This window comes from Clostridium sp. MCC344 (genome assembly GCF_018785365.1).
Taxonomy (GTDB): domain Bacteria; phylum Bacillota; class Clostridia; order Lachnospirales; family Lachnospiraceae; genus Pilosibacter.
Genome location: NZ_WQPQ01000020.1, coordinates 29,817 through 55,501 on the forward strand (window position 1 = coordinate 29,817; position 25,685 = coordinate 55,501).

Sequence of the window (25,685 nt, forward strand, 5' to 3'; positions counted from 1 at the left end):
AGACACTATATACGTGAATTTTTATAATGGATATAGCGGTGATAGTGCGGGGTGGACTGGATGGAATAGCGTTCCTTTGTCGAAAAAACAGTAATCGCATTTAAGATTTGAACTGAATCTCGTGTGTTGTCCATTTTTTGCTATCCTTGTTATATGTTTGAATGACACGCTTATTACAAAGATAAGAAGTATATTCTTGCGCCACATAATAAATATTATCCCCTGTGCCACCGGTAGATCTATAGACTACAAGTGTAAAAGCATCTGAAATCGGGCAATTTTTCAATGAAACAGTCGTACTATTATTACCACAATAGTAATGCCCTGGAGTTGTTATTGTTTGCATATCTGTTCCGGCTGTAATTTCAACACCTGAATTTTGTGGCCACAAATCACTCTTTAAAGCATAAGCTTGCCAGCCTCTCCATTCATTCCAACTGAAAAGGTTTTCATATATACGCGGAGTATCGCTATTGCAATCACGAACCACAATATTGATGTAACCAGTCGATTTATTATTGTCAGCCCAGTACCCAGTGACTGTGATCTCGGAGTGCCACATAGCTTTGGGAAATCCCATAGCAAGTTTTTGCTCATCACTTGCATTGCTATCCTCATAACTATAAATTCCGGGATCTAATTTTAAAATATTGGTTCCTGTCGTAATGTTCGTGGGAGTTCGCACCGTTTTGCGACTGTTACTCAAATTGTTATTTAGGGTCGTGATATCGGACGCATTCTTGTCTGCTTTTGCATTAACTCCTCTAAGTGCATTAGCTGTCGGAACGAGTTCTGTAGAAGTAGAATCCGTACCATCATAACGTGCAGACTTGTCCAGTTTCTTGTCTTTAAGGTCTTGAATATATTTTTTAATTTTGCCAACCAATGTACTAAGAGAATCTCCGTCGTTAAGAATCGGGTACTCATCAGACACAGTTACAATACTTGAAATGATCTTATTAACGAGATCGTTTTCGACCTCAACTGCAGTGTCAAGATTGTTCCATGCTGTAACTCCGTTGCCAAATTTAATTACTACTTTTCCGACACCAATCTCAGATTCCCATTGAATACCCATTTCGCGCTTCCCCAAAACTGGGTTTGCTGTTTCCCATTGCGCTTTAGTGCCACCTCTTGGTCTGATTTTTGCAAAATCCATGATTGTCTCCTTTCATATAAAAAGACGGGGATTACGGCTCCCCGCCATTGTAGTCATTTACATATAAGCTGGCATCACTGTCCGGTTCCCCACCGTCCAGATCAACCATTGTGTATTTTAGTGTTTCAATTGCAGCCAGACATGCGTCTCTGGCAGAATTTGCGCTGACAGCACTGGTCGTAGCAGCCTCTGTAGCCGCTTTTGCACTATCTGTTGCAGAATTTGCTCTTTCAGTAGCCGTATTTGCCCGTCCTGTGGCTTCTGTGGCGTCAGAAATGGCGTCTGAAACCCTCGTTTCAATGTCTTGCGTTTTTTGATCATAAGCGGTCTGCATATCCGAAATAGCAGTAGCAGTTTGAGATTTAACATCTGCAATAGCCGCTGCTGTTCGCTGTTCGACTTCAGCGACCTTAGATTCATAGCCAGACTGTCGTAACTGCTCTGCCTGTGCACGGGCATTCTCAGCCGCAACACGATCATTTTCAGATTGCTGTACCGTTGTCAGGAATGTCTGTATCTGATCGATCAGTTCTTGTGTCTGTTGAGATAGAGAATTATAATCTGAACGATAAGATGTGATGTCAGCATTTATCTGAGCAATCAGCTTTTCAATTTCGGCCTTATTTTCCTTGAAATCTTCCAAGAGTGCCGTGACCTGAATTGCCTGAGAAATTAGATCGTTGAGAATGTTAAATTCACTCGATTCGACCATACGGCTTTGGCTTAAAAGACTTCGAGATACTTCCATGTTAAAAGTGAAAGTTGTTGCAATAGAATCGCCTTTTTGGTCATAGACACGTATCTCACATTTAATATCACCTTCACGAGAAAGCATTGAATCAGTGAATGTGATGTATGGATATCCGTCATCTCCAAACGGACAAGATGTATTGGAATAGTTGTTTCCGCCGCTATCCTCAAGAGAAAGAACAATGTACTCTTTGCCAGTCAGTGCAAGAGGTACATTTTGGTTCGTAATTACAAGGCGATATCGTCTGGAATTGTGATCATATTGTTTTGCCCATAAATACTTAAATGACTGCTGTTTTCCAACGTCTATCGTAAAATCATTTATCAGTTCCACTTATTTCCCTCCTTTCTTTGCATTAAAAAAAAGGGCAGTAGAAACCCTTCTTAGTGTCGAATTATTTTGTTGTTGGATCGTCAATGAGGAAATCAATCTGAAAAATATCTTGCCCAGAAACATTGAATGTTGGCTGAGAGAATAAATATTCAGCATCAATTTTATACGGCTCGATATCGCACTCCATATTCTGAAGTTCATTGAATTTATCTGCAAATTCCTGTGTAAGACTTTCATCCTTAATATTAAAAATAACAATATCAGGATTGTCTTTTGATTTTACAAAAATATCTTCATCAGGTTTTGCATATTCTTTATATAACTTATTTCTTTCCTCTTGAAAGAAAGACACAGAGTCATTAAATACCTGATTGTTTCGCATACACCAATAGTGTATTTTAAATGATAATGTCGGATCATTATTTAACTTATCAAGAATATAATAAGCTCCAACAACTTTACTTAGTGATGTTTTCAATTCCTTTTTCTCCTTAAGCTGTGCAGATTGTTCAGATGGGTTTGCTCCCTTTCTAAAGGAAATAATTCCGTCTTCAAACTCTTTTGAATGCTCGCCAGAATCAAGAATTTCATATAATTCTTTAACAATGTTTGAATTATATTTTCCATCAATCCTGCTCAATAATAATTCCATTTTTTCTATGTTTTCCGTGCTAAAAGTAATATATTCCATTTCGCTCCTATGCATCTGGTCCTAAGTCCGACCCGTCACTGTAATGAATGTTTACATTCCACCAAACATATTTTGCCTGATAATATCGGTCGTCATAAACCCCTTGCTTACCATTGCCAGGGAATCGCGAAGGAGTTACTTGAATCCAGTCATAGGCTATGTCGGCATCATTACGTTTCCATCCATGTTGCCACGATCCAGGTTTAGAAGCACCGCTAATAGCACTTAAATCGACTTTTTGACCTTTTATATATAAATCACAATTGCAGTGAACTTGTCCTGTGTTTACGCCAAAAAGAGGGAGGTCTGTTAGACCGCCAAACTCCCAACCGGCCCAAAGTAACCACTCACCATGATTAAGATCTCCTGTAGACATACCGGTAACTTCATCATAGCTTTGCAGTAATCCACGAGTTGTATAATTAACTTTGAAATCTCCAAGGCTAATAGTATCAGAGTCAACACTAAAAAAGCTATCTCCAATATCAATACGCCCACCTTCAATATAGGAATTTCCTGACGTTCCAACCAGTTTATTGCCATTAATCGTCCATCCTGCAATTTTACCAGAAGAAGCAGTGATTTTCCCAGATACGTCTGCACCGGCAGCTTTCAATTTTCCATCGGATGTTACAGAAAAATTATCTCCAACCTTTAGACTTCCACCAGTAATCACTGCATTCGAGCACACAAGTTTTCCATTATTATCAACTCTGAACGCTGCGTTATTTCTATCAGTGCTTCCAGCCCAGAATGAAATCGCTCCGGCGGTGGTAGTGGAACTTATACCGACTTTACCAGAAGTGAGATCGTTCTCTGATATTACATAGCTTGCAATATGCCCAGATTTACTCTCAATGTCACCTTCGAATTTGAGCTTTTTATTATCAGCATCGACGTAGAGGAGCTTCTTATTGTCAATGGAGATTGTAAAAATGTCCGACGGAGTGTTTGGATTAATTCCGACTTTATAAGAGCCGTTCTGTGCGGTAAGACCTAAATCATTGATTGTATAAGTGCCAGAGGCGTTTTCTACATATAATCCCTTGGACATGATGAGGCGGCCAAAAATTTTATCCGCAACTACTCCATAAAAATAGTCATTTCCGACTTTTACATACCCCAGCGCCATTCCAACTGTTTCCCAGTTATCCGTTGTAATACCGATGCAGTTATTTGTGATCCAGAGCTGCGCCGGATCATAAGACTGTTTCTCCAGCAACCATTTCTTTGCAAGAATACCGGTTTGATCAATGATAATTTCATTGTTTTCATTCGAAACAATTTGTTGCTTTGCTGCATCCAGAACACTGTTCATATACTTATCCATGGTGACAGATGTAGAAGCAGCCTTGTTCCAAGCACCGGTAGAGAAATCTACTTTTGACGCAGTATCTTCAGCTTGCTTTTTTACCGTCTGGAAAGTATTCCACTTTTCAGAAAGAGTATCTTTATTGCTGAAAGTCGCACTAAAATCACTTGGATCATCCCAGTTAATGTGAAGCTTAAGTAGTCGCACGTCCATAACTTCATTAGGATCATCCATAGAGATGTGGACAATATTGAACATTTCGAGCTGATCGGTAAATGCCTTATAATCATAATTTACTGTGAAATTTACAAGATCAACATCAAGCGTGTATTGCGGAGATGATACTTTTGCCAGTTCTTCGTAGGCGTGAGAGAGTAATGCTTTCTGCATCTCAAGCACTTCTGCGTCAGCCATTGTGTTTGTCACAATGAACGAATCATCAGTTAAAGTATCTTCGCGAATAAATGGACCAAGTTGCTGATATAAATTGTCACCAATAAAATCGCGGAGATTGACAATTAAGGCATTAATGGTCTTTATATATTCACTAATCTCGTTTTCTTTAGCTGTAACTTGCGATTTGCGAACACCGATTTCTGCTTCGACTGCAGCATGAAGTTTCTGATTTTTGGAATATAATGTTTGGTCAGAGTCGTTCATGTAAAGCTTCATATTTGTCTTGTAAATAGCTTCTTTTTCATTTAACTCAGCCAAACCATATTGCGTCCAATCTGTCGTATCGTGGTCATCAGGAACATGATTTTGTAATGTTCCAAGTTCTTCGTATTTTTCCTTTAGACCGGAAAGCTTTTCTTGATAAACTGCTTCGTTATCGGCACATTTTTTCTTATATGCGATCAGTGCATTTTTCAGCTCGTCTGACATCATTGGATAATAATGACTAAAATCATAAATCTGATTAGATCCTCCAATGTTTACCTCAATAATACCGAGAGTAGTATTCGTTCTATCATCATTTCCACCGCATACAGTCAATACAGTTTTAACGTCATCTTCGGAAGAAGACTTTTTAATCGACTTTATCAGGTTCCTATACTGCAGAGTGATTCCAGTGTCCTTACCAAGATTTTCAAGCTTATAAGCTGATACAGTTTTATTAAAACTATCAAAGATGAAAATACATTCATAAACATCAGAAACAGTATCAGTCAAGAAAGAATATGACGATACACTGTCTTCTTGGAAGTTTCTATATTCTTTCGAGATTTCTGGATCGACATAATAAATTGACCAGCCTGGATTTGTTTGAAGAAAGATATGTAGAATAGAATGTTCTTGATCAGTTAGACTATAAAGACAGTATCTATCAAGTCCACCTTGCTCATCGTCATCGGTTCCCATGGATCCAAAAGACGTGAGATAAGTTTGTGATAGCTCGGATTCTAATGATTCAAAAGAGACTTCCTTATATTCATTATCAGTGCCCTCGTTTTGAATATTAATCTCGTTGATTCTAAACCAATTTACACCTAAGACGAGTATGTACTTTCCAATTTCGACATCGGTATAAAATTCTAATGGCACATTATTCTCATGACTATAAATTTTAAAGCTTCCGGTACAACAGGAATTAGCAATAATATCTGTCTGCAACTCACGAACTTGTATAGGACCAATTTTTCGTTTATCAGGATAGGAGAGATATACTTCTGGGCGCTTAAGGTTTTTATAATAATTATAAGAAAACATTCCCATCAGACAATCCCTACCTTCCTATATTCACGGTACGCTAACTTTACAACACAATCTTTATCTACCGTAATTCGATTATATCCATCAATAAGATACGGCCACCAAAGATTAAAATCATTATAGATATTGTGATTTTGATTTGATGAGATCGCTAATGGCATATTGCAGTCTAAAGTAATTACTTCTCCTGCGGTGCAGTTTTTAATAATCAAAGTATTATCTTTTTCTGGGAGAGAAAGATTTTTTAATGTAATAGTTCCAGCGTTTGCAGAAGTAATTGTTAAAACCGGATAAATTGGCATTTCTTCGTCATTGTCCACATAAAGCGATTCAAGAATTTCACCTGCTTTAAAGTTTGCAGTTACGGTTCTTGGATCAGAATAGGCGTATGGAGCATCGGTATTGATCGTAAGTTCCATGCCATAACTGCCATAAAAATATTCCATCTTAGGATTACTTATATTTGCATAGAACCATGTATCTGCATAGCGTTCATTAAGAATACAAAACCAGTTGTATTTTCCTCTTTGACAAAGCCATTTTTTTAAAGCTCGTTCTTGAATAGAAGTAATAGGAGAGAAGTCCTTATTTACGATTTGCATTGTATAAGATAATGGTTCAGAATAATCCTGAGAGATAATGTTAAATGTGTTCCCGCGAAGCGCTTGTTCTGTTTTTAAATCGGTTTTTTGCGCTTCTGGAGTAATTAGGCCTTCTTTTCCAAAATATGCACAGATGATCCCATACTCGCTACACATTGTTCCATCATATACAAATTTTTCAAACACAGATTTCCTCCTTTTTAAAAAATATTTTCATGTACACTTATTTCGCCTTTACAATTTTTTTATGCAAAAATTATAATAATGGCGTAACAAGTCATTTTCCCCAATATAAGAAAAGACGAACCTGTAAATTAGGCTCGTCTTTTTTGTGCAAAATGCCACAGCACAATTCCTTTAGCTCATAAGGGCGGCGCGAAACCGCCCTTAATTATTTACCAACGTGTAGATTTTGTCATGTCTTTCGCAACCATATTGCAAATTACTTTGCCGTTCTTTTCCAGATATCCTGGTAATTCCTTACTCAGAACTTTTGCTGCCGCTTCATCAAGCACTCCGCCAATCGGCATATCAATGTTAATTGTCTGAACAACATCTTTCACCTTGACATTATCCAATGTAGAGTTCTTAAATCCGTCCGTGAACCTCGGCATCGTAGTTCTAAGCGAGTTCATAAACTTCTCCGTCTTCGCATGATCCAGAACAGTTTCACCGCCTTCAAATGGATACAGAACTGTACCATCTTTTAGTGTGATGATTTCTGAACCATCTTCGAATACCGGATGATATCCACGGGTCGCATTATTCGTGCCATTCTTGTAGCCAATCTTGTACTTAAGACGATTTACATCTTCACTGGAAAGAGTAGTACCATCCCATTTACCATCATTGTCTACATAATAGTAACCGTTACCGTCCTTTGCTTTAACAGCCATATCAGTAGCCATCTTACCGTTATGATCGAGATAATACCATGTTCCATCTTTGGATTTCCTCCATTCGGAACGAACCATCTGACCGTTGCTCGGCTCGAAATACTTCCATGTACCATCATCGCCAATATCATTTCTCCAACCGGTTACCATCTGTCCCTTGCCGTTGAAGCCGTACTGCTTACCATCAATCGTATAGATTCCATCAGAAGCATAGTTATCTTCATCAGCTCCATACCACCAACGTCCACTCGCGGTACTCTTGTGCCATGTGCCAGTTCCGGAAATATCTTCCCATTGGGAATTAGTAGCATCACTGTCACCATAGCCAAGTCCCTTAATCGTATTTAACAGGTTGATAAGTTCATAAAGCGAACTAAAATCAAGACTGTTGATCTGATATTGAATGTTCGCAGTCACGTTTCCAATCGCATCAGAGCAAGTATCGGCTGCTGAACTTGCAGACTCCCACGGTTCTGTTAAATCATCAGTTGCCGTCAGATTATAATTCTCTCCGTACTGCTTCAGAACATCATAAGCAGTAGAGTGGTCGTTTTTAACCTTATCCAGATATTTGCTGATAGCAGCTTCCTGCTTATCCAGATCGGTTTCCAGTTCTTCCATCTCTTTTTGCTTGGACTCTTCGAAAGTGTTATACTCGTCGTCCAAAGCTTTCTTGCGTTCATCAAGTTCATGATCACGCTGAGTCTTATACAAATCCTTCTGGGCATCATAAAGATCCTGCTGAAGCTGCAACTTCTGTGCAATGTCCTTACGGTCAGTAGAACCAGACAATGCTGCAATTTGTCGCTGAAGTTTAGCGATATTACTCTGCTTGTCTGCGATGGATTCCTGGTAATCATGAAGATCTTCTTCAGCTTCAAGCTCTGCCTTGGTCTGATCAATCAGTTCCTTCTTCGCATCAATTTCTGCTTGGATTCCATCCTTCACAAGTGCCAAAATAGAATCTCTTGCATCCTTCACAGAAGAAACGGCAGACTCCTGTGCAGACTTGTACTCATAGAGCATGGAGTTGTACTCATCCTGTGTGATAAGTCCTGTGCGGAGCGCATCATTCAGAGAATCAATCGCATTATCATACTCAGCCGCTTCGTGCTTTGCATTGGATAGCTGCTGTGCGTATAATGCTAACTGTGCGAGTCCACGATCAGTAAGTTCACCATTATCATCCACAAGGTTCGTGTCACCGATTAAACCACTCATCGTGCTTATTGTACCATTCAGAGAATCCAGTTTACTCTTATAATCATCCAGATCTTTGTAGACAAGTTCTGTCATCGCATCCTTATAAGATTCAACTGCATCAGCGGCGGCAATCATGTTATTCTTCAGATCTTGGAGCTGATCGTTATACTTCTTCCATTCCTCAGAACCATGTTCCAGATTCAGTTTGGACATCTCTGCAGAGAGACGGTTATACTCTTCAATATTTTGCTTGGTAGCTTCATATTGTTTATTCGCCAGAGAAATATAATCGTTGGCGCTGATTTTTTCACCCTGTTGTTCACGCAGGTCAAGTAGATCTTTCTCTGTGTCGATAATCTGAGAAAGGATATCTTTAGTCTGGTCGAACTGATCGATGATGTTATCCAGCTTGGAAAGATTCATTTCCTTGATGGATTTTGTAGTTTCGTCTATCTTATCTTTACAGTCCTGAATCTTATCGTACCATGTCTGGTAGTCCTGGATCTTCTTGATGAGAGCCTTATCCTTGTCGGAATCAAGAGAGTCTATGTCATATGCGCCGCTCTGAATCTTCTCAATCCATTCTTCCGGCAGGTCGATAGAATTAAGTTGTTCTTGGTAACGGGCAGACATCTTCTCAAGAGTTGTGAGCTTATCACCTAACAGATCAAGAACCGTATCGGTTACTTGGTTCTTCGCTTTATAACCTACAAGGTTGTCGATCTTGTCTTGAAGGGTGGAAGTCTGTTTATCAAGGATCGTGAGCTTGCGTTCCATCCAATCGAAGGTGGTTGGGGCTTTTTCGGAATCCTTAGAACTCTTAGCGTTTGACGCACCGGTGTTCGCAGTCTTATTTCCACCGGTTTCCTTAACGGTTACTTTAGCCTGTTCTGTAAGATCATCAAATAGCTTTTTATTATCGCGAGCTGCTTGATTCTGTAAACGTTTCTTATATCCATCATCAATGATATGGTTTATCTTTTGACCACTATATTCCGCACCGCTATCGAGATAATATTTACCATTTTTCTCAGTAAGATAATTGCCATTTCTATCTGTATAATAATTCCCCGTACTGGAGGCATTAATTGCATCCAATTCTCGTTTTGCACGATAGTAAGTTACCCATGCAGTAGTAGCAATTCCCAATGAATTTACGATATTAGCGAGAGCAGTAATATCACCGGAAACATCGAATCCGTCCTGAGCTAACAGTTTCTGTGCTGCATAGATCTTAAACGCCCTTTGACCCGCATCGGTCGCTTCTGTTTCATTCGCAAGAGCTTCAATTTCTTCGTATGTTGCATTACTAAGATCTTTTGATGCTAATGCCGCATCAACATGTTCTTTCGCAAGTCCCGCCGCGATGACCTCAGCAGAGTTGGAAACTCCCATGAGTTTCAGATACTGAGCCGCGACATCAGCCGTGTCCTCGCTCAGACCTTTCATTACATTAGAGTTGTAAATATAGGCTGTTGCGAGATCGTCGAACGCACTCTGGCAAGCCTTAATATCTTTCGGATTCTTAGTAACTGTGTTGATGAAATTATTATACTCTGTTGTATAATCTTGGAAATTTTCTTTAAACTTCTTATCGTCAAGCAGAGAGAAGTCGAAGGCCTTATCCTTATCAATGATGGAGGACATAATCTTATCGAGTTCTTCAAATCCCTCAGAAAGCCCATTGATTTCAGAGATCATCTCAGATTTTGTGAATGGCTTTGTAACCTCGTCTGCTTGTGTGGAGGCTGTTTCTTCAATAACCCCAAGCAGTTTGAGAACCGAGATTAACTGTTCAATACCAATACCTGCTTCATTCGCAGATTGTTTCAGACTCGCAATGCTCTTATCATCAGAATCAAGAAGCGCCTTTACATCAACATCGGACATGCCCTTGAGTTGATCAGTATATTCTTTCAGACCATTATCAGATTTTAACTGTTGTGCGAAATCATATACTTTTGTGTCAGCCTTATCGAAAACGTCGGCAATAATGTTTCCATATTTCTGCCAGTTTTCAATCCAATTGCCATTATCATCTTGAAGACTTGCCTTAATCTTCTGAATATCATCATAAGCCGCTTTAACGTTTTCATCCTCGTAAGGGTTCTTGCTCTTTAACAAGGCGTTATTGTATTTTTCAACTGCGTCAGAAGCCTCGTCCATTTGCTTTGTAAGAGTATCATCTTCGGCTATATTAGCCATCTGACCTTCTTCACGAATAGACTTCCATTTGTCGATGATATCCTTTGCCTTATCCGATGCGTCACCGGAAATATTTAATACATTATCAAAAAGATGTTCGTTTCCAAGCTCTTTTGCTTTTGCACGAACATCAGTCTCAAACTGCTGGATTGTTTGGTATGCCTGAGTCGGGTCTACATCTACAAGCTTGATGTTGAATGTGTCATCAAAAGAATTATCGGAAATTTGCATTCCCTGATCTTTGTATTTCTCTGCAATCTTACGAAGTTCGGCATTATACTCAGAACCATAACTCAAATCATATGGTGTGAGAGTATAAGTCTTCTTCTCGGTCATCTTTTTCTCGGCGCGGTTAATAGACTTACGATTGTCTTTATCGTTCAGAAATTCATTTGCGGCTGCTTTATTGAGATTTCTGATTGCGGTTGCCTGTTCATCATAGGCCTCTGTCACAAGATTTATCTTGCCGTAAGCATCGCCGTACTTTTCGTTCAGATCATTTTGTAAGTCGAGAAGATTTTTCTTAGCCGCATAGATCTTTTCTTCGTCATCGCCAGCATCTTTAAGAGCTTGACCGTACTCTTTATATTTCTCCTCTGCATTGTTGAGGTTATCAGCAGTTTCCTTGTGCTGATCAGCTGCAAGTTCAGTCTCTTTTCGAGCTTCCTCGACAGCTTCCTGGTATTTCTTAAAACCAAATGCTACGCCCGCAAGAGCACCAACTGCGAGAGTTGCCCAACCTGCAGGAGTCATTATGAGCCATTTCGCGGTTTCTTTAACGACAGTAGAAATAGCAGTAGCGGTAAGCCCTAACTTTTTGATAAGTGCCGGGAGAACGCTTTTAGCTTGTAAAATCAGCTGTGTATTAACACCCGCCGCGCTCGCAAGTAAAAGACCTTCCTCTTTGGTAAGAGTTCCGGATGCAATAGCATCTGCAATCTTCGCGGCAGTTACCTTGTAGATCGTGTTACCTTCTGCATCAATGGTAGTCTTAAGACCAAGCTTCGTAGCGATAGCAGCGACATCGGCATCTGTTCCGAGAGCCGTCTGAACCACCTGTTCCATCTGCGCCGCCGTAAGAGCTTTTTTAGAAGTAAGAAGCCCAGCATCTGCCATAGCCTCGTATTGGGCTTGTGCTGTAAGAGCTACTGAACCGTCTTCTGCCTTTTTAGCTGAAAGAACTTGTTGTATTTGAGCATTTGATAATCCTTGGGTTGAGAGGATTGCAGCTTGCTGTACAGGAGTAAGATTCTTAAGAGCGTTCGTATAACCTATAAGTTGTTCAGAGTTGAATAAATCGTCAGCTATACCAGTAAGATTTTGAGCATCGCGTATTTCTTGAATTTTTGCAATATACTCTTCAACAAAAGATGTATCACCACTTGGGATCATGGTTCCCAGAACTTTTAATTGCTTTGCCGATACAAGTGAAGAATCAAGACCTATTGCAGTTAAATTCTTAAGCGCATCTTCGACATCGTTCAAATCTTTTATTACAGTCGAGATTTTCTGTTTATGTAATTGAATGTGAAATGAATATTTGTTATAATAACTGTATATAAAAATGAAAGCGAGGACGAATATGTCAGAAATAAATACGGTTGTTCAAGGATTATATAACGGATGCAAAATCAAAAGAGGAAATTTTTTGAGTATTCATAGCAAAAGTGGATTAGATATGGATACGATCTATACCAAAACGGTAAAATCGTATACGGTATTAACGGAAGAAGATAAAAAAGAGTATTCTTTTTTAAAAGGAGCGTTGGGAGTAGCTTTTTTAGGTGGTTTTGGTGCGGTTGCAGGTATTGACGGAAAGAAAAAAACGACGTACCTAATCGTAATAAACTGGAAAAACGGTTATGATTCTGTAATCTGCATCGATAAGGATAACTACGAAACACTTATAAAATCAATGCTCATAAAATTTTAAACCAATATTATGAGGCGATTAATATGAAAAGTGTAAACGTGATTCTTGAAGGTTCAGGAAAAGGCAGTAATATTTCACAATATAAATCATATTTGCTTACAGACGTATATTCGTTGCAAAAACCTTATGTAACTTCTTACACCCTCATCAACGAAAACAACAAAAGTCAGTATTCGTTCTGGAAGGGAGCATTAGGTGTGGCTTTGCTTGGCGGTGTTGGTGCTGTTGCCGGAATTGGTGGCAAAAAGACTTCTGAGTATCTGATCGCAGTAGAATGGAAAAACGGTGAGAAGTCTCTGATCTGTCTTGATGACAAGTTTTACAAGGTGTTTGTGCAGAGTATGTTTTAGAACAAATGTTCAGACTGCACAAGAAACAGTACGAGTGGTATGATGTATTTATACAAAATACACAGGAGGGTAAGAGTATGGTAAAGAACGACAATTGCATAAAGGATATTCTGGTATATATCAATGAAAACACATCTGTTAAAGTCGAGAAGTATGGTTATCATGACATCGACATAAGAACACCTGGCGTCACAGAACTTTTAGACTCTCTCAGTAAAGAAAAATACTCTCTCGAAGAGGTCGCATACAATCTTATTCAATGCAAAAATATGGGATTGGCACAGATTGAGTTTAAGTATTCCGGATCCACCATTAAATGTGCTGCAAGTTCAATAGGTGAGATCACACCTCTTGGAATGGAATTTATTCAGAATCATTAGTATCATCATGTAGAGGAAGCTTTTTAGTTTCCTCTACAAATTCTTTAAAGCTATTCCATGGTGTACGGATCAGGCTTTGTGGGTTTTTAACGACATGATAACAATACTGAAAAAAGTCTTTAAGATATTCATCGTCTTCAATATCAATTCCACTTTTTTCAATGGTTTCAAATATCTTTAAAAATAATGGATGGAATTCTGAAACATAGTAGTTAAAATCATATGTAGAAATCCAATGATCGAGATTATAGTTTTTGTACATTTAATCACCTTCTTGTTTTTACTCGATACTAATTTCAGCATTGAGTTCGGGAGTTTTGTTTAAGATAAGCATTTTGGATTGACTATGTTTCCAGGCATCTAATTGCTCATGAAACTCTGCCAGAGCTTTATCGTTGAACAGCATAAAAGTCGGTCTCAATCGCATACACTTTATATCCAACTTTAGGTCTTATATAAGCCTACTTGTTACACGTTCCCTTATTAGACCCATTTATGCCATTCTTCTAAAATAATATTCTCTGAATATATTCATATAATACAAAAACGACCGCCCATAAGGGCAGCCGTTGTCATTTCTTTAAGACAACAAAATTGACTTTCTCGATTACATAAAGTTCCCATTTTGCATTTGGATATTTATGTAACTTATTTGCGACAAAAGCATTCACTTCCTCGAAAGTCCCGAAGTTTCGATCTTCGTGGATTACTTTCTCGAATGGAGTAACTTCTTCACAAATAATTTTAAAGAAACTATCATTTGTCTTATCCAATTTTTCACCTCCTCGAAGAATATCATACCATTATTTTTATAATATTCATTAGGAGATTACTGGAAAGATATGAGTGGCAGACATAGTAAAAAGGAGCCGTTGCCGACTCCTTTTAATTACTGTTCGTTGTTTTCTTCTTTTTTATCCGCAAAAAGATCGATTGCTTCCTGAATAGACATTCCTTTTTCTTCGACAATTGCGAGTAATTCGTTTACCTTCTGAGCTTCAAGCTGCTTCTTTAATTCTTTCTGTTTTGCCTTTAATTCTTTTAATTCAGCTTCTTTATTTGCAATTTCAGTAGCAATATTTTCAAGCTGCTGTTCTAATGTAATATCTTCTTTTTTCTTTCTTCCTCTTGGCATAATATATCATCCTTTCCAAATAATAGATTTTATATAATCACTGTATATTACTGAGAATGTTTTGTCAAGAGAAGATTTAAAAATCTACGGAAAATGAAGATCGAAAAATAATCCATTTTGTAGTAATTCATCCCAATTTATGATACAATGACAGCAAGCATACCATAACCGTATGACCACATTGCGATTTGTGTTCCACGATGATATGCTTGGCAAAAGCGCCTGTGGGAGCGCATTGCGCGAAAAGAAAGGCATAAATACAAAAGAAAGGACAAATCTTTGTGTTAGAAACACATCTACGGGTTCTCCGTATAATAATCCCCTTCTATGTACTACGTGCAGAAAGGGAGGTGAAAAATGGAGAATTCAACGATTATTATTTTAGGACTATTAGCACTTTGCTTCTACATAGTCCATGGAATTTTCTCATCCGGTGTAGAGTCTTTTAGACTTGACGTTGACCTGCTTGCAGGAAAATTGAACCTTGTTGGAAAATTCTTCAAAAAGTCAAAGCATAAAGAGGAATAATTTCAATGTATTTAATATGCCATTTATGATCTCCTAAATTGGAGACTGCCTGATACAAGCAGGTGGTCTCCTTTTTCTTTTGTGCCATTGCATCGTAAATTGGGACGAATAATAATATATTTTTATATGCCTTAACTAAGCATATCACATTCAATTACATTTTATGCTACTTCCGAGCTGGTCTGAATACCAGCGAGCATAAACTACCTTTCGGTAGAAACCAGACCATACTTCCATATCTCATAGAGATATCGTGCCTTCTGGTCGTTGAACCTTCACCCTTTCTTCTAAAATAGAAGAGTAGGAAGATAGTTTTCCACACTATCTATAGCTTGGCTGCGGATTTTATTTAATTGCGTTTATCACAACCCATGACAAACAGGTCACTTAGCATTATTGGTTGGCATATGACCAAACATCATACTTTTCCCGTTTTTCAACTCGATCACATCGTACCATTATAGTACGAGCTTTTGCAATGATGTTGTTATAAATATTTCCCGCAATTTGACACCCTTAATCATTATTTTACTTGGCGTTGCCATATGGTATCACTACCATATAGGGCAAAATCGTTCTTGTGATCTACCTCTACCAAGTGCCGCTGTTAGGCCGACAATTCCGATATTTAAAATTCCAACTTTATCAATGATAAAGCCAATAGCTTCAGAAACCTCATATAAGGCATCTATGCCCTTTCCGATGTCTCCGCGATCAGCAATCTGTTGCGCCGTGCCGACCCACGTTTCCTTCAGTCGGTTAATCTTAAATTCGAGAGAAGACTCGATAGCTTCCATTTCTCGATCTGCCGAACCTGCACTATCTTCCATTTCTTGAATGGCTTTTCTAACTTGATCAAAGTTTCCTAAAATTGCAGCACCGGCCTGTGCTCTATTCTTTCCGAATAACTTTTGAAGTAATGCTGTTTGATTAACTTCTGAAATTTGATCCCATTCATCTGCGATCTCTCCAAGATACTGAACCATTGATTTGTAATGCTGCTGAGTAGCATCAGTAAAAATGGAAATACCCTGTGCGTTATTTGCAGTTTTTGTGAGATCAAGAACATCACCCTTTAAATTAACAAGTTCGTTATCAAGTTCGCCAGTTTCTTCTGAGTACCCTCTCATACGCATAGATAGTGTACGAAGGGCAGTACCCATGGATTCTGCGTCTTGGAGAATTTCCATACCACCTGTAAACAGAGCTGCCGTATCTTCAAAACTCTGATTCATCGCAGCCATAGCCGCAGATGAACGTTTTAATCCCTCAACAACATCTTGGTTATTTTCGGCAAATTTGTTACCAAGAACATTGATTTTATTAATTATTTTTGACTCAACTTCACTCGTTTCCACATCGAAAGCTTTCATAATAGAAACGAGACCTTCTTGTGCTTCCGTGGTATCCATACCAGGAGAAATTGCGGCAAATTTGGAACTCAGCCTTGCCATCTCCGTGCTGGCTTCTTTGGATGAGTAACCTAATCTTGACCATGCGCTTGCTTGTTCTATAATCTCTTGAGTTGTTACGCCCATTTGTTTAGCGACATCATTTGCGTCATAATAGAACTTATTCAACTCCGTAGATGTCATAGATGTGGTCTTTTTAAGATCTACCAAAGCAGTGTCGAGTTCAACAACTGTATTAATTGCATTTTGAGCTAATCTTAAACCGTCTTGAACACTGAACATTCCGGCGATTTGAGCCGCGAATCCATAAAAAGCTTTATCATTAATTATATCAAGTAGGCGGCGGCCTTCTTGACCGGCGTCTTTAATATTACCTTTTAAATTAAAAAATGCAGTGGCAATTTTATTCACATTGGCATCTGCACCTTTAAATTTCAATTCTTCTTGAAGCGCTATTAATTGAGAACGAAATTCTGCACTAATACGAGTGTTCTTCTGGAGATATTCTCCGATTTTATCATAAAGCTTGGAACGAGAAATTTCAGTAGAACCCTTTTGTGAAGAATCTAAGCTTTTAAATGCCGAACCAAGAGCTTCTACTTTGTTTTGCAATTGAGAAATTTTCGCAGCCTCTTCATCAGAAATAAAATCTTTCCCTTTTATTGAATCATAGGCAGCCGACAATTCAGAAATTGCATTTTTATATTCCGCAATCTGTTTACCAAAGGTATCACTTCGATTAACCTCTGACGGTTTTAATTCTTGTTTCTCTACATTTTTATTTGCAGAGTTAATTGCAGACCGAACAGAAGAGAGCAATTGACTCTGGGACATAAGCTGATTCTGAATTGAATCTGAAAGTGATCCAAGAGAATTATCAATAGCAGTGTTATATTCAGAAACAGAGATTTTACCCTCTTTTAATTTTTCATTTAACTGCTCAACTTCTGTTTTAACATTGACAAAATCATTTTGAAAATTAGATGGAACTGTTAATCCATTGATGGTTTTTTCAACATTGTTTAAAGCAGTATTGATTTGATTTGCTTCTGAATAAAGCTGATTACTATTTACCAAATTATTTGGCTTTGTTTCGAGTAAGTCTTTTATTTGGGATTTATAACTTGCAACAGATATCTTGCTTTGTTGAAGTTTATTGTCAAGCTCTTTAACTGCATCGGTCACGCCAGGGAATAATTCTTCGAACCGACTTCCGCCGGTAGCAGACTTTCCAAATGTATTTTCTATGCTTTGAAATTTCTGCTGTGTTTCTGATAAGGCATCATTGATTTTATCCGCTTGCTGCCACGCCTTATAAACGTTCTGAACATAAGTAGAATAAGGATCGGTATTAACATTCTTAAAAGAATCTGATTCACCCTGAACCGCATCAGCAGAATCTTTTGCGCTATCCTTTACCTTTTTGTTTGCATCAACGAATTTCAGCTTCGCGTTTGCGGCTTCAGTAGCATTTTGGGCGGTTTCTTTTAGCTTGTCCGCTTCTCCTTCAATAGAAACTTTAGAATCCTTTGCAGAGGCTCCTGCAGTGTCAGAAGTGGTATTCTTTGGCGTTGAAATATTCGTTTCAGAACCAGCTTTTAATTTACTGATTTCTTCTTCGAGTTCCTTTACCTTTTTCGTAAGAGTCTCGACCTCTTGTACAGAAGATTCAACCTTTATGCCATCAGCAAACTTCGCCTTAAATTCGCTGGCTGCCTTTGCAATGTTCTCGAACTGATCTGCAATACGACCAAGTTGCTCGACAACCTTACTAAGATCCTGAGACCCAAAAAGATTCTCTAAACCGGCTCCATCTGTATTTGCTTTCTTTAATTCATTCTGAACTCTTGTGACCTGACCTGTTGCAGAACTAACTGCATTTTTGAAAGAAGAATCCATATCGGAATAAATATCTTCTCCATAAGAAAGCTGGGATACTTCCTTCATCAGTTTAATGATTTCTTTATAGGCAGTTATTCTTTGGTCTATGTTGTCTGTACTTGCACCACCATCAAAGTTGTTAATTTGCTTGTTAAGTGCGGCGATTCGACTACGATTTTCCGGATTTGCCATTGCAACAGTCGCACCAGACGGTTTAAACGCCCGCATTGCATCGAACTGTGTTTTATATGCACTTAATAAAGACTGTTTTTTTGCATCGAGAGAGGAGAGGAGTTTCTGATCCATACCGCCGCTCTCAATATTTACATTAAGTCCAATGTTAGAAACTGACTTACTAAGAGTGTCAACGGCGGTAGTAATTTCTTTGATTGTCTTCAGAAGCGGTGAGAATTCTTCTCCATCACCAACATCAGAAATAATAGAACGAAGAGAAGAGAGACTGTTATTGATTTGTCCAAAAAGATTTATAATTTGTTTTAATGACTCGTCAGAACCTTTGAAATCATCTTCGATTCCTGGAGCAGAAAACATATCAATTTGATTTTGTAGTTCCTTAATTCCTGCTGATGTTTCTTGAACCACTTTTAACACTTCGGTTAAACTGGATTCAAGCTTGTCGAACTGGTCAGTACCGATATTCTGTTTATTGTTGAAAGCATCTTCGAACAAATATTTATAATCTGATTTAAAATCAGCCAATGCTCCTTTTGCAGAATAAACACCCTCTTCAATATTTGTGATATAAGGGTCAAGGTCAAATTGATGCTCATCAAAGCCAAAATATCCTAATGACTGTTTGAATTCTTCAACGGTCCTATCTTTTAGACTACGCAATTCTTCTAATTGCTCTTCAAGCTCCGTTACTCTTGAGCCGGATTTTACTTCATATAATTCATCCGAAAGACTTGAATTTCTGTCTCGTAATCTTTCAATTTTTTTTCCTGCATTTTCGAGGCTTTCTGATAGATCATCGATTTGATTTCTTAACGCATCTACATCTGCAGAAGTGCCAAGGCGCTGCAATACTTTGGTAACATCTGTGCCGTATGCTTCTAAAGCTTCAAACGAATCAAATGCCTCTTTAAAACTCTTTACAGAAAACGCACTATCGATGCTTCCAACTATTTTTTGAGCATCCGTTAATCCTTTTGAAATTTTATCAAAGTTAGGTAATACATTTGATAAGTCAGTTCCAGATACTGCTTTTAATGCATTTACAATCTTGATTAATTCTGAAGCATTATCCTGAGATGCTTTTTTTTGAAAATTACCGTATGCCTCAGATGTTGCGTTAATTAATTCCTGTTGGGTTTTCCAATATTTCTGAAGATTTTTATTATTGGAAATTTTATCAAGAGTATCTGAAAATGCCTTTAATTTTTCTTCACCACTAATATTAACAACTACTTGTTGCTCAACTGTAGGTGCTTTTAATTTCCTTTCGTCAGCCATTATATATCTCCTATATATCTATCTTTATATTTGACTTGTTTTTGTTCCATATAGCTTCATAATCTTTTTGATACTCGTCACTTTGATATCGATCTAATCTATTATTAAAATCTTGAAGCGGTGATATCGGTGCTCTTTCTGCCAGTTCCCAACCTGATAAAATACTTTTACTGTTCCATATTTCAGGCTCCCAAGGTGATGTTTTACCATTATATTCTAAAGTCGGATATGACCAAGGAACTAACATTCTCCCTCTATGTTTAACATCTGCACCACCATGCCAACCTTGCCTGAATATTTGATCATATAGACCATCTTCACCCGCATACCCATTTCTGTAAGAGATCAATGATGGTTCAAACCAAATACTCAAATAGTCATCAGTTTTCTTTGTTTTAATTAGGTTGTACAAACTACCACGTCGTTGATAAAATGGATTAGGATAACTACTATAAAAGTCATCAATTGTTTCCTTATAAATATTTTTTATTTTTTTTTCAGCAACAGTAAAATACTCTGAGAAGGATTTTTTTTGAGCTTCTTTTACAGCCTCTTTTGCTTTTTCTTGCAACTTACTCATATATGATTGATAGAATTTATTTTGACTGCTTGACATAAAATCACCCCTTATAATAGTCATCATTTCTTCATAAAAATACCCCTCATACATTTGACCGCATGAGAGGTTGCAAATTTCGACATTTTAAGTGTATAATAATATTGTTCAGACTTCCGCCCTATGCACTTGGACCCGTGGGGATCACGGGAGTGAATATGGTAATGTCATGCACATGACACGCCATCGAAGGTCTATGGCTCTTGCGCCAGAAAGGAGTATATAAATGGCGACGTTCGTCTTTATCGTCATTATATTACTAATGGTCGGTCTTCCGATTTGTCTTTATGTACGACACCACTGTATGAAAGACTTAGAAGTAAAGATTGGCTTTTTAAAAATCCATTGTTCCTTTTTTAAGGACTAATGGCACAAGAGGGAAGAATTATGAAAGATATAAAATGGGTGTTCGTGCTAAACCAGGTACGACACCCATTTTATTTTCCGTTGAAACTCGAATTTTATTTATTACAATATTTCTTCCTTAAAACTTCTTTGTATTCTTCGAACCATGAATAAGCATAGCCGACATCTGTATGAATATCAGTCCCATCCTCACAGTAATAATGCGTGGAATTCGCTTTTTCAAATTCTGATTCAATTGTTGAAATAAGCTCTTCGATAAAAATTCTTTTGTCCATATTTCTTCACCTATTTTAAAATTTTCAGTTTCGCACCGGCAGCCACGATTTTTGCAAGCTTATCAATATGTTCCTCATCAAGCTCTCCAAGTTGATCTGCCAGTTTTTCAAGAAATGGATTCAGTGTTACTCCGATGAGAGTTCCGAAACGTTCTACCTGATCACTTACAAATTTCTGTGGGGAATCATAATAGGAGAGTGTATCAGATACTTTCATATCAACGATATGAGAAAATTCCGCACGTTCATCTTCTGGAATTAACGCGAGAATATATTCGAGAATCCCAGAAGATCTGAGCATATCATATTCCTCATAAAATCCTGTGGTCTCTACAGTTAGATTCGTATACTGTTCCACAACAATGCGATAGAAGAGAAGTGTTCTTCCAACAGAATTGTTTTTAATTCTACCGGTTTTCTTTTTAATCAATTTTCCATCAAGATCTTTCTTCTCGATAGTTTCAAAGCATGTAACGTTTACAAGTCTTTCCGCCAGTGCTACTTTTAAATTAAAAGGAATATATTTTTTGACTTCAAGATAATCCTTTAAACAATCGTGCTTTATTTTTTCTGTTGCGCAGTTTTCGTATCTTTCTACAAACGCTTTAATTCCAATTTTTTCCATTAATCCTTTTTCTCCTTTTTCTTTTTATCTTCTTTACGAAGTTTTTTTAGCGTATCGTATTCAATCCAACCGCCATATTTAAGATTACGGCAAATAAATGTAAGATTGATTTCAGGATATTTTGCCCATACCAGTTTTCGCTTCAACAAACTCATTTGGTCAGGATTTCCCTTCACGTCGAAGACCTGTAAAGTATCGTCTGCCCAGACTACATTAAAGTCTGATCGATACTTAATTGGTAGAATTGTTTTATCGTTATATTTAAATTTATCCTGCAAAACATATTCTACCTGACGTTCATATGATTTTATTTCTCCACTTTCGAGACGTGGTTCAATAAATTCCTTGACAAACTGCATCTCAGTTAAACTATCGTAAAGAATACCCTTGTATGTACGTTTTTCCTTTCCTTTTTCGGAAATATCTACATGGTATTTAGAACGTTTCTGCACTTACTCACTCTTTTCCATCTTATCTTCAGTAATCGCTGTAGTAGAATCTTTTTCGAGATACTGTTTAAATACCTGATGAAGACCTGTACTTGCCAAACCAGAAATGAGACCAGACAGCACAACCTCCGGAGTAAGCGTCCATCCCTGGATCCAGGCTGCGATGATAACGCCAAGTAAAGCACAAATAGTTGGAATATACTTATTATCTACGTCCTTTACCCATTTCTTTAAAACAAAACCCACACATAAACAAATGCCAACAACTACCGGCATCATATAATTCTGTAAAAAATCCATAATAATTTACCTCTATTTCAAATCATAACTACACCACTTTTTATAAACTTCAATGGTATCAGCTTTTAGAAAAATCATTGCCAAAATAATATTGCCTGTTTCTCCGTCAACACTTGTATACAAGTCGATTGGGAATACACCGTTCTTTATATATAACAAATATTGTTTTGGATTAACTATTCTTACAACCTCGTGATAATCATAATTTCGAGATTTTAAATTAGTTTCAATCAATAATCCACTCAATCCTTTCCGTCGTAAAAAATAGGGAATACAACATCAAACAGTAATGTTATATTCCCTAAATATTTGGAATTAAAAAATCACTGTTCAACATCGTTAAGTTCCTTTTTGGAAACTCTAAAAGCTTTAATTTTCTTAGAATCCGATAAATTGTCGGACTCAACATTATTCTCTTTTTTCATCTCTTCTTTTTCAAGAGATGATTTAATTTTCTTGAATGTTTCTCTGTAGCTGCCTACTAAGGATTTATCATCAAGCTTTAATTTATCAAGTTTATCTTTCGCATCATTCGCAGAAATCTCATTATTCTCATATAAGGACATTGTTTCATAAATGTTTTTACACTCTTCAGAGCAAAAAGTGAACAACCATAATGGCTTATCCTTATCTTTTCCACATTTCGGACAAAAAGAATACTGCTTTCTACATACTGCACAGGTTCTATAATCTTTCAATTGGACCTCCTAAAATAACCGTGGGACAATTTCTCATCCCACGGCCAAAATCGTTCTATTAAACGTCTTCCTCTTCGTCGATGTAATAGATTTCAACCATAGTCTGATTAACAGAGCATGTATCTGTGAGGATCGCACCTGTGTAATCCATTGTCTGAGAGTCACCACCCTGAAGGGCAATAGTAACTTCTGGACTTGGCATGAAGGACGGAATATGAATAACTGCAGCCTTGTAGTTTTCTGTATCACACTTGTCAACAACAATTGCCTTGAAGAATAACTCGTGTGCCTTCGGATACTTATTGCCGGAAATAGTAATCTTTGCACCACTCTTTACAGTCTTGTTATATCTAACGATATACTGAACTTCCTCTGTGTCTGTCGGAGGAGTAAGAGTATGAGACTCCTTGTCAACCTTAAATTCACTTGCGGATTCACTTGTGCCAAGAGTATACTCCTTGCCCATAGATCCCTTTACTGAAAGTGCATTTACAACAACGGATCCTTCTACATAGTCCTCAATGTCGAGTGTTTTTCCAGCTTCGACAGTTGTGAAAATTGGCATAACAATACCTTTTTCTGCTGTTGCAATCTCAGCATCAGTTGCGGAAATTGCCTCAAGTACTGCAAGGTTTAAGAATGCGTTTGTTGCAGTAACCGTACCCTGCTTACCAGAATACTTTCTATATACGAGATTACCATCTTTGTCTGTGATATCTGTAGAATCAGCCGTAATCTCAATGGATGCTTCTGAAAGCTGTGTTAAAGCGTAAAGTGGCTTACCTTTGGATGTAGCACCATAGCCAAACTGTAGTCTATCGACGATAACGTCACCTAACTTAAATGCCATTTTAAGTCCTCCTTATTGGTTTATTAAAATAAAAAGAACGGCATTACGCCGCTCTAAGTTTTCGTTTTCTATTCACTTCTCATGAAGTTAAACAGCTCTTTGTCGATCTTGCTCGTGTCGCAGAATCCGGAATAACTTCCAGACAATAAAGCACGAGTTTGTTCATAAATTTGGACACGTTTCACCGCATCATAGAACTGATATATTTTTACTTGCCTTAATTCGTTTAATCTATATTTGAAGCCAGGATGATTTATCATCGCTGAAATCACCGGCAGCAAACTGGATTTATATTGTTTGTTGAGATCTTCTGCGGCAAGTTTCATCTGATCCTCTTGAATCATCCAAGCCCTAACCGTCTTCCCTTTCGCCTTTTCCACTTTTGGATGCATATTCATGAACGTTCGTATGTACTCTGCAATTTCCATATATTCGTCCTCTGCGATCAGATCCTTAGTCCTTTTATTAAAAAGTCCAAAGGTTTTCTCGCCATCGTTCCCTGCGTATGAAATTAACTTATATTCTGTTATATTCGTATCAGGGAAAACAATTTTTAATGGAGAAAAATCAGTAGTGGGTATATTGGACAGCAGTCCAAAGACTTCAATGTCTTTTACTCTGCACCAGTTTTTTATACCCATATTCCAGAGAGAAAGTCGAATGGATGTAGAATTATTCGTAAAGGGAGAAAGTGCGGAATAGATCCTGGATTCACCAATATCAATAATGTCACCGATTGTTGGCTGACATATTTTGATGCCGTGGACAAAATAATCCTCGCCGAAGAATAGCTTTAGCTCGTCAAAATGATATTTGTCTTCTTTTGAGGAATTTTTTGAAACTTGTTCCTGAATAACTGCCGCTTGAAGTTTATCTAATGTTTCGGAAGAATTCATTGAATCACCTTCTTAACTGATAGTTATTCATAGACGGCTTTCCTCCATGCGGAGTATTAACCAGACCATTTGTATCAACAAGCTGGAAGACGAGGGTTTTAGTAATAAAATTATTATCAGTAAGAGATTCCTTAGAAGAAATGATATGTGTTTGCATCCCAAAAATATTAGACCAATTGAATCGTTCTCGAATGATAGAAGCAATTAAATCATGACGTGGAATATCTGTTTCTTTATCAATTGCATTCTTGCCGTTCACGAAAATTGTAAAAGTGATTTGTGTATACTTTAACCTATCATTATATCTCGCAAGTTCATCAAAATTAACTTGATAGCAAAGATAGTTCATAACCAAATCCTGAGTTTCTGGAAAATACAAAAATGGTCGAATATTAGAATTGTCGCCAAAATATAATTCCCATTCGCCATGTGGTTCATGAGTCTGTGGGTCCCAATTTATATCGCCATTATCCGTGAATAATTCGGACTCAAACTTTTTATTATTTAATGCGTATAATAACTCAGGACACCCCATAAATGTTTTTTTGATTTTTGCCTTATACTGAATTCCTTCATCGTCGGGGGTGAGCGAATATACTCCAAGCTTTTTAAGAAGATCTTTCTTTGTAATGAGTTCAGTCATAACTCGCCTC

Annotated in this window: 23 protein-coding genes; 4 read left to right on the forward strand and 19 right to left on the reverse strand. The window is 37.6% G+C overall.

Annotation, left to right across the window (positions count from 1 at the left end; genetic code table 11):
• Positions 1–100: 100 nt before the first annotated feature.
• From GPK90_RS04590 to GPK90_RS04615, 6 genes are all read right to left on the reverse strand, one after another.
• Positions 101–1,159 (reverse strand): hypothetical protein, encoded by a 1,059-nt coding sequence (locus GPK90_RS04590; protein WP_215702272.1) that lies wholly within the window; start codon positions 1,157–1,159, stop codon positions 101–103.
• A gap of 31 nt (positions 1,160–1,190) precedes the next feature.
• Positions 1,191–2,243, reverse strand: coding sequence for a BppU family phage baseplate upper protein (locus GPK90_RS04595; protein ID WP_215702273.1), 1,053 nt, complete (start codon positions 2,241–2,243; stop codon positions 1,191–1,193).
• A 61-nt stretch (positions 2,244–2,304) separates the two neighbouring features.
• Entirely contained in the window at positions 2,305–2,934 is a 630-nt protein-coding gene (locus tag GPK90_RS04600) for a hypothetical protein (RefSeq protein WP_215702274.1), read from the reverse strand.
• 7 nt (positions 2,935–2,941) lie between these two features.
• On the reverse strand, positions 2,942–5,962 hold the full coding sequence (locus GPK90_RS04605) for a phage tail family protein (protein WP_215702275.1): 3,021 nt from the start codon (positions 5,960–5,962) through the stop codon (positions 2,942–2,944).
• The gene (locus tag GPK90_RS04610; RefSeq protein ID WP_215702276.1) at positions 5,962–6,747 is read right to left on the reverse strand and encodes a phage tail domain-containing protein; all 786 of its coding nucleotides are present in this window, start codon (positions 6,745–6,747) and stop codon (positions 5,962–5,964) included. Before GPK90_RS04610 ends, GPK90_RS04605 begins: the two co-directional genes overlap by 1 nt.
• A 209-nt stretch (positions 6,748–6,956) precedes the next feature.
• The gene (locus GPK90_RS04615; protein ID WP_215702277.1) at positions 6,957–12,350 is read right to left on the reverse strand and encodes a hypothetical protein; all 5,394 of its coding nucleotides are present in this window, start codon (positions 12,348–12,350) and stop codon (positions 6,957–6,959) included.
• Positions 12,351–12,447: 97 nt separating this feature from the next.
• Here GPK90_RS04615 and GPK90_RS04620 point away from each other — a divergent pair, with 97 nt between their 5' ends.
• The 3 genes from GPK90_RS04620 (at position 12,448) to GPK90_RS04630 (ending at position 13,528) form a co-directional block, all read left to right on the forward strand.
• Entirely contained in the window at positions 12,448–12,798 is a 351-nt protein-coding gene (locus GPK90_RS04620) for a hypothetical protein (RefSeq protein ID WP_215702278.1), read from the forward strand.
• A gap of 23 nt (positions 12,799–12,821) precedes the next feature.
• Positions 12,822–13,148: a hypothetical protein gene (locus GPK90_RS04625; RefSeq protein ID WP_215702279.1), complete on the forward strand. Its 327-nt coding sequence runs from the start codon at positions 12,822–12,824 to the stop codon at positions 13,146–13,148.
• 77 nt (positions 13,149–13,225) lie between these two features.
• The gene (locus GPK90_RS04630; RefSeq protein WP_215702280.1) at positions 13,226–13,528 is read left to right on the forward strand and encodes a hypothetical protein; all 303 of its coding nucleotides are present in this window, start codon (positions 13,226–13,228) and stop codon (positions 13,526–13,528) included.
• On the opposite strand, the gene GPK90_RS04635 is transcribed toward GPK90_RS04630, so the two are convergent.
• The 3 genes from GPK90_RS04635 to GPK90_RS04645 all read right to left on the reverse strand — a co-directional run bounded on the left by GPK90_RS04635 (position 13,512) and on the right by GPK90_RS04645 (position 14,663).
• Entirely contained in the window at positions 13,512–13,790 is a 279-nt protein-coding gene (locus tag GPK90_RS04635) for a hypothetical protein (protein ID WP_215702281.1), read from the reverse strand. The genes GPK90_RS04630 and GPK90_RS04635 overlap by 17 nt on opposite strands.
• Before the next feature lie 310 nt (positions 13,791–14,100).
• Positions 14,101–14,301, reverse strand: coding sequence for a hypothetical protein (locus GPK90_RS04640; RefSeq protein ID WP_215702282.1), 201 nt, complete (start codon positions 14,299–14,301; stop codon positions 14,101–14,103).
• 116 nt (positions 14,302–14,417) lie between these two features.
• A complete protein-coding gene (locus GPK90_RS04645; RefSeq protein ID WP_215702283.1) occupies positions 14,418–14,663 on the reverse strand; it encodes a flagellar export protein FliJ in 246 nt (81 codons plus the stop codon).
• Positions 14,664–15,020: 357 nt separating this feature from the next.
• Between GPK90_RS04645 and GPK90_RS04650 the strand changes: the two genes are divergently transcribed.
• Positions 15,021–15,191 carry a hypothetical protein gene (locus GPK90_RS04650; RefSeq protein ID WP_215702284.1) on the forward strand — a complete coding sequence of 57 codons (171 nt, stop codon included), beginning with the start codon at positions 15,021–15,023 and terminating at the stop codon, positions 15,189–15,191.
• 554 nt (positions 15,192–15,745) lie between these two features.
• Here the strand turns inward: GPK90_RS04650 and GPK90_RS04655 are convergent.
• From GPK90_RS04655 to GPK90_RS04700, 10 genes are all read right to left on the reverse strand, one after another.
• A complete protein-coding gene (locus tag GPK90_RS04655) occupies positions 15,746–19,957 on the reverse strand; it encodes a phage tail tape measure protein (RefSeq protein ID WP_215702285.1) in 4,212 nt (1,403 codons plus the stop codon).
• Positions 19,958–19,967: 10 nt separating this feature from the next.
• The gene (locus GPK90_RS04660; RefSeq protein WP_215702286.1) at positions 19,968–20,573 is read right to left on the reverse strand and encodes a hypothetical protein; all 606 of its coding nucleotides are present in this window, start codon (positions 20,571–20,573) and stop codon (positions 19,968–19,970) included.
• Between the two features lie 461 nt (positions 20,574–21,034).
• Positions 21,035–21,214: a hypothetical protein gene (locus GPK90_RS04665; RefSeq protein WP_215702287.1), complete on the reverse strand. Its 180-nt coding sequence runs from the start codon at positions 21,212–21,214 to the stop codon at positions 21,035–21,037.
• Between the two features lie 10 nt (positions 21,215–21,224).
• Positions 21,225–21,839 carry a hypothetical protein gene (locus GPK90_RS04670; protein WP_215702288.1) on the reverse strand — a complete coding sequence of 205 codons (615 nt, stop codon included), beginning with the start codon at positions 21,837–21,839 and terminating at the stop codon, positions 21,225–21,227.
• A complete protein-coding gene (locus GPK90_RS04675) occupies positions 21,839–22,291 on the reverse strand; it encodes a DUF1064 domain-containing protein (RefSeq protein WP_215702289.1) in 453 nt (150 codons plus the stop codon). The genes GPK90_RS04670 and GPK90_RS04675 overlap by 1 nt, the downstream gene beginning before the upstream one ends.
• On the reverse strand, positions 22,292–22,588 hold the full coding sequence (locus GPK90_RS04680) for a phage holin family protein (protein WP_215702290.1): 297 nt from the start codon (positions 22,586–22,588) through the stop codon (positions 22,292–22,294).
• Positions 22,589–22,911: 323 nt separating this feature from the next.
• Entirely contained in the window at positions 22,912–23,286 is a 375-nt protein-coding gene (locus GPK90_RS04685) for a hypothetical protein (RefSeq protein ID WP_215702291.1), read from the reverse strand.
• 58 nt (positions 23,287–23,344) lie between these two features.
• On the reverse strand, positions 23,345–24,136 hold the full coding sequence (locus GPK90_RS04690) for a hypothetical protein (RefSeq protein ID WP_215702292.1): 792 nt from the start codon (positions 24,134–24,136) through the stop codon (positions 23,345–23,347).
• Between the two features lie 68 nt (positions 24,137–24,204).
• A complete protein-coding gene (locus tag GPK90_RS04695) occupies positions 24,205–25,032 on the reverse strand; it encodes a hypothetical protein (RefSeq protein WP_215702293.1) in 828 nt (275 codons plus the stop codon).
• 4 nt (positions 25,033–25,036) lie between these two features.
• Complete coding sequence (locus GPK90_RS04700) at positions 25,037–25,675, reverse strand: hypothetical protein (RefSeq protein ID WP_215702294.1); 639 nt, start codon at positions 25,673–25,675, stop codon at positions 25,037–25,039.
• Positions 25,676–25,685 lie beyond the last annotated feature (10 nt).

Bases quoted from the DNA above. Each gene is read 5' to 3' on its own strand.
- GPK90_RS04590 (WP_215702272.1), bottom strand. From the start codon at position 1,159: ATGGATTTTGCAAAAATCAGACCAAGAGGTGGCACTAAAGCGCAATGG.
- GPK90_RS04600 (WP_215702274.1), bottom strand. From the start codon at position 2,934: ATGGAATATATTACTTTTAGCACGGAAAACATAGAAAAAATGGAATTA.
- GPK90_RS04605 (WP_215702275.1), bottom strand. From the start codon at position 5,962: ATGGGAATGTTTTCTTATAATTATTATAAAAACCTTAAGCGCCCAGAA.
- GPK90_RS04620 (WP_215702278.1), top strand. From the start codon at position 12,448: ATGTCAGAAATAAATACGGTTGTTCAAGGATTATATAACGGATGCAAA.
- GPK90_RS04625 (WP_215702279.1), top strand. From the start codon at position 12,822: ATGAAAAGTGTAAACGTGATTCTTGAAGGTTCAGGAAAAGGCAGTAAT.
- GPK90_RS04630 (WP_215702280.1), top strand. From the start codon at position 13,226: ATGGTAAAGAACGACAATTGCATAAAGGATATTCTGGTATATATCAAT.
- GPK90_RS04635 (WP_215702281.1), bottom strand. From the start codon at position 13,790: ATGTACAAAAACTATAATCTCGATCATTGGATTTCTACATATGATTTT.
- GPK90_RS04645 (WP_215702283.1), bottom strand. From the start codon at position 14,663: ATGCCAAGAGGAAGAAAGAAAAAAGAAGATATTACATTAGAACAGCAG.
- GPK90_RS04650 (WP_215702284.1), top strand. From the start codon at position 15,021: ATGGAGAATTCAACGATTATTATTTTAGGACTATTAGCACTTTGCTTC.
- GPK90_RS04655 (WP_215702285.1), bottom strand. From the start codon at position 19,957: ATGGCTGACGAAAGGAAATTAAAAGCACCTACAGTTGAGCAACAAGTA.
- GPK90_RS04660 (WP_215702286.1), bottom strand. From the start codon at position 20,573: ATGTCAAGCAGTCAAAATAAATTCTATCAATCATATATGAGTAAGTTG.
- GPK90_RS04665 (WP_215702287.1), bottom strand. From the start codon at position 21,214: ATGGACAAAAGAATTTTTATCGAAGAGCTTATTTCAACAATTGAATCA.
- GPK90_RS04670 (WP_215702288.1), bottom strand. From the start codon at position 21,839: ATGGAAAAAATTGGAATTAAAGCGTTTGTAGAAAGATACGAAAACTGC.
- GPK90_RS04680 (WP_215702290.1), bottom strand. From the start codon at position 22,588: ATGGATTTTTTACAGAATTATATGATGCCGGTAGTTGTTGGCATTTGT.
- GPK90_RS04690 (WP_215702292.1), bottom strand. From the start codon at position 24,136: ATGGCATTTAAGTTAGGTGACGTTATCGTCGATAGACTACAGTTTGGC.
- GPK90_RS04695 (WP_215702293.1), bottom strand. From the start codon at position 25,032: ATGAATTCTTCCGAAACATTAGATAAACTTCAAGCGGCAGTTATTCAG.
- GPK90_RS04700 (WP_215702294.1), bottom strand. From the start codon at position 25,675: ATGACTGAACTCATTACAAAGAAAGATCTTCTTAAAAAGCTTGGAGTA.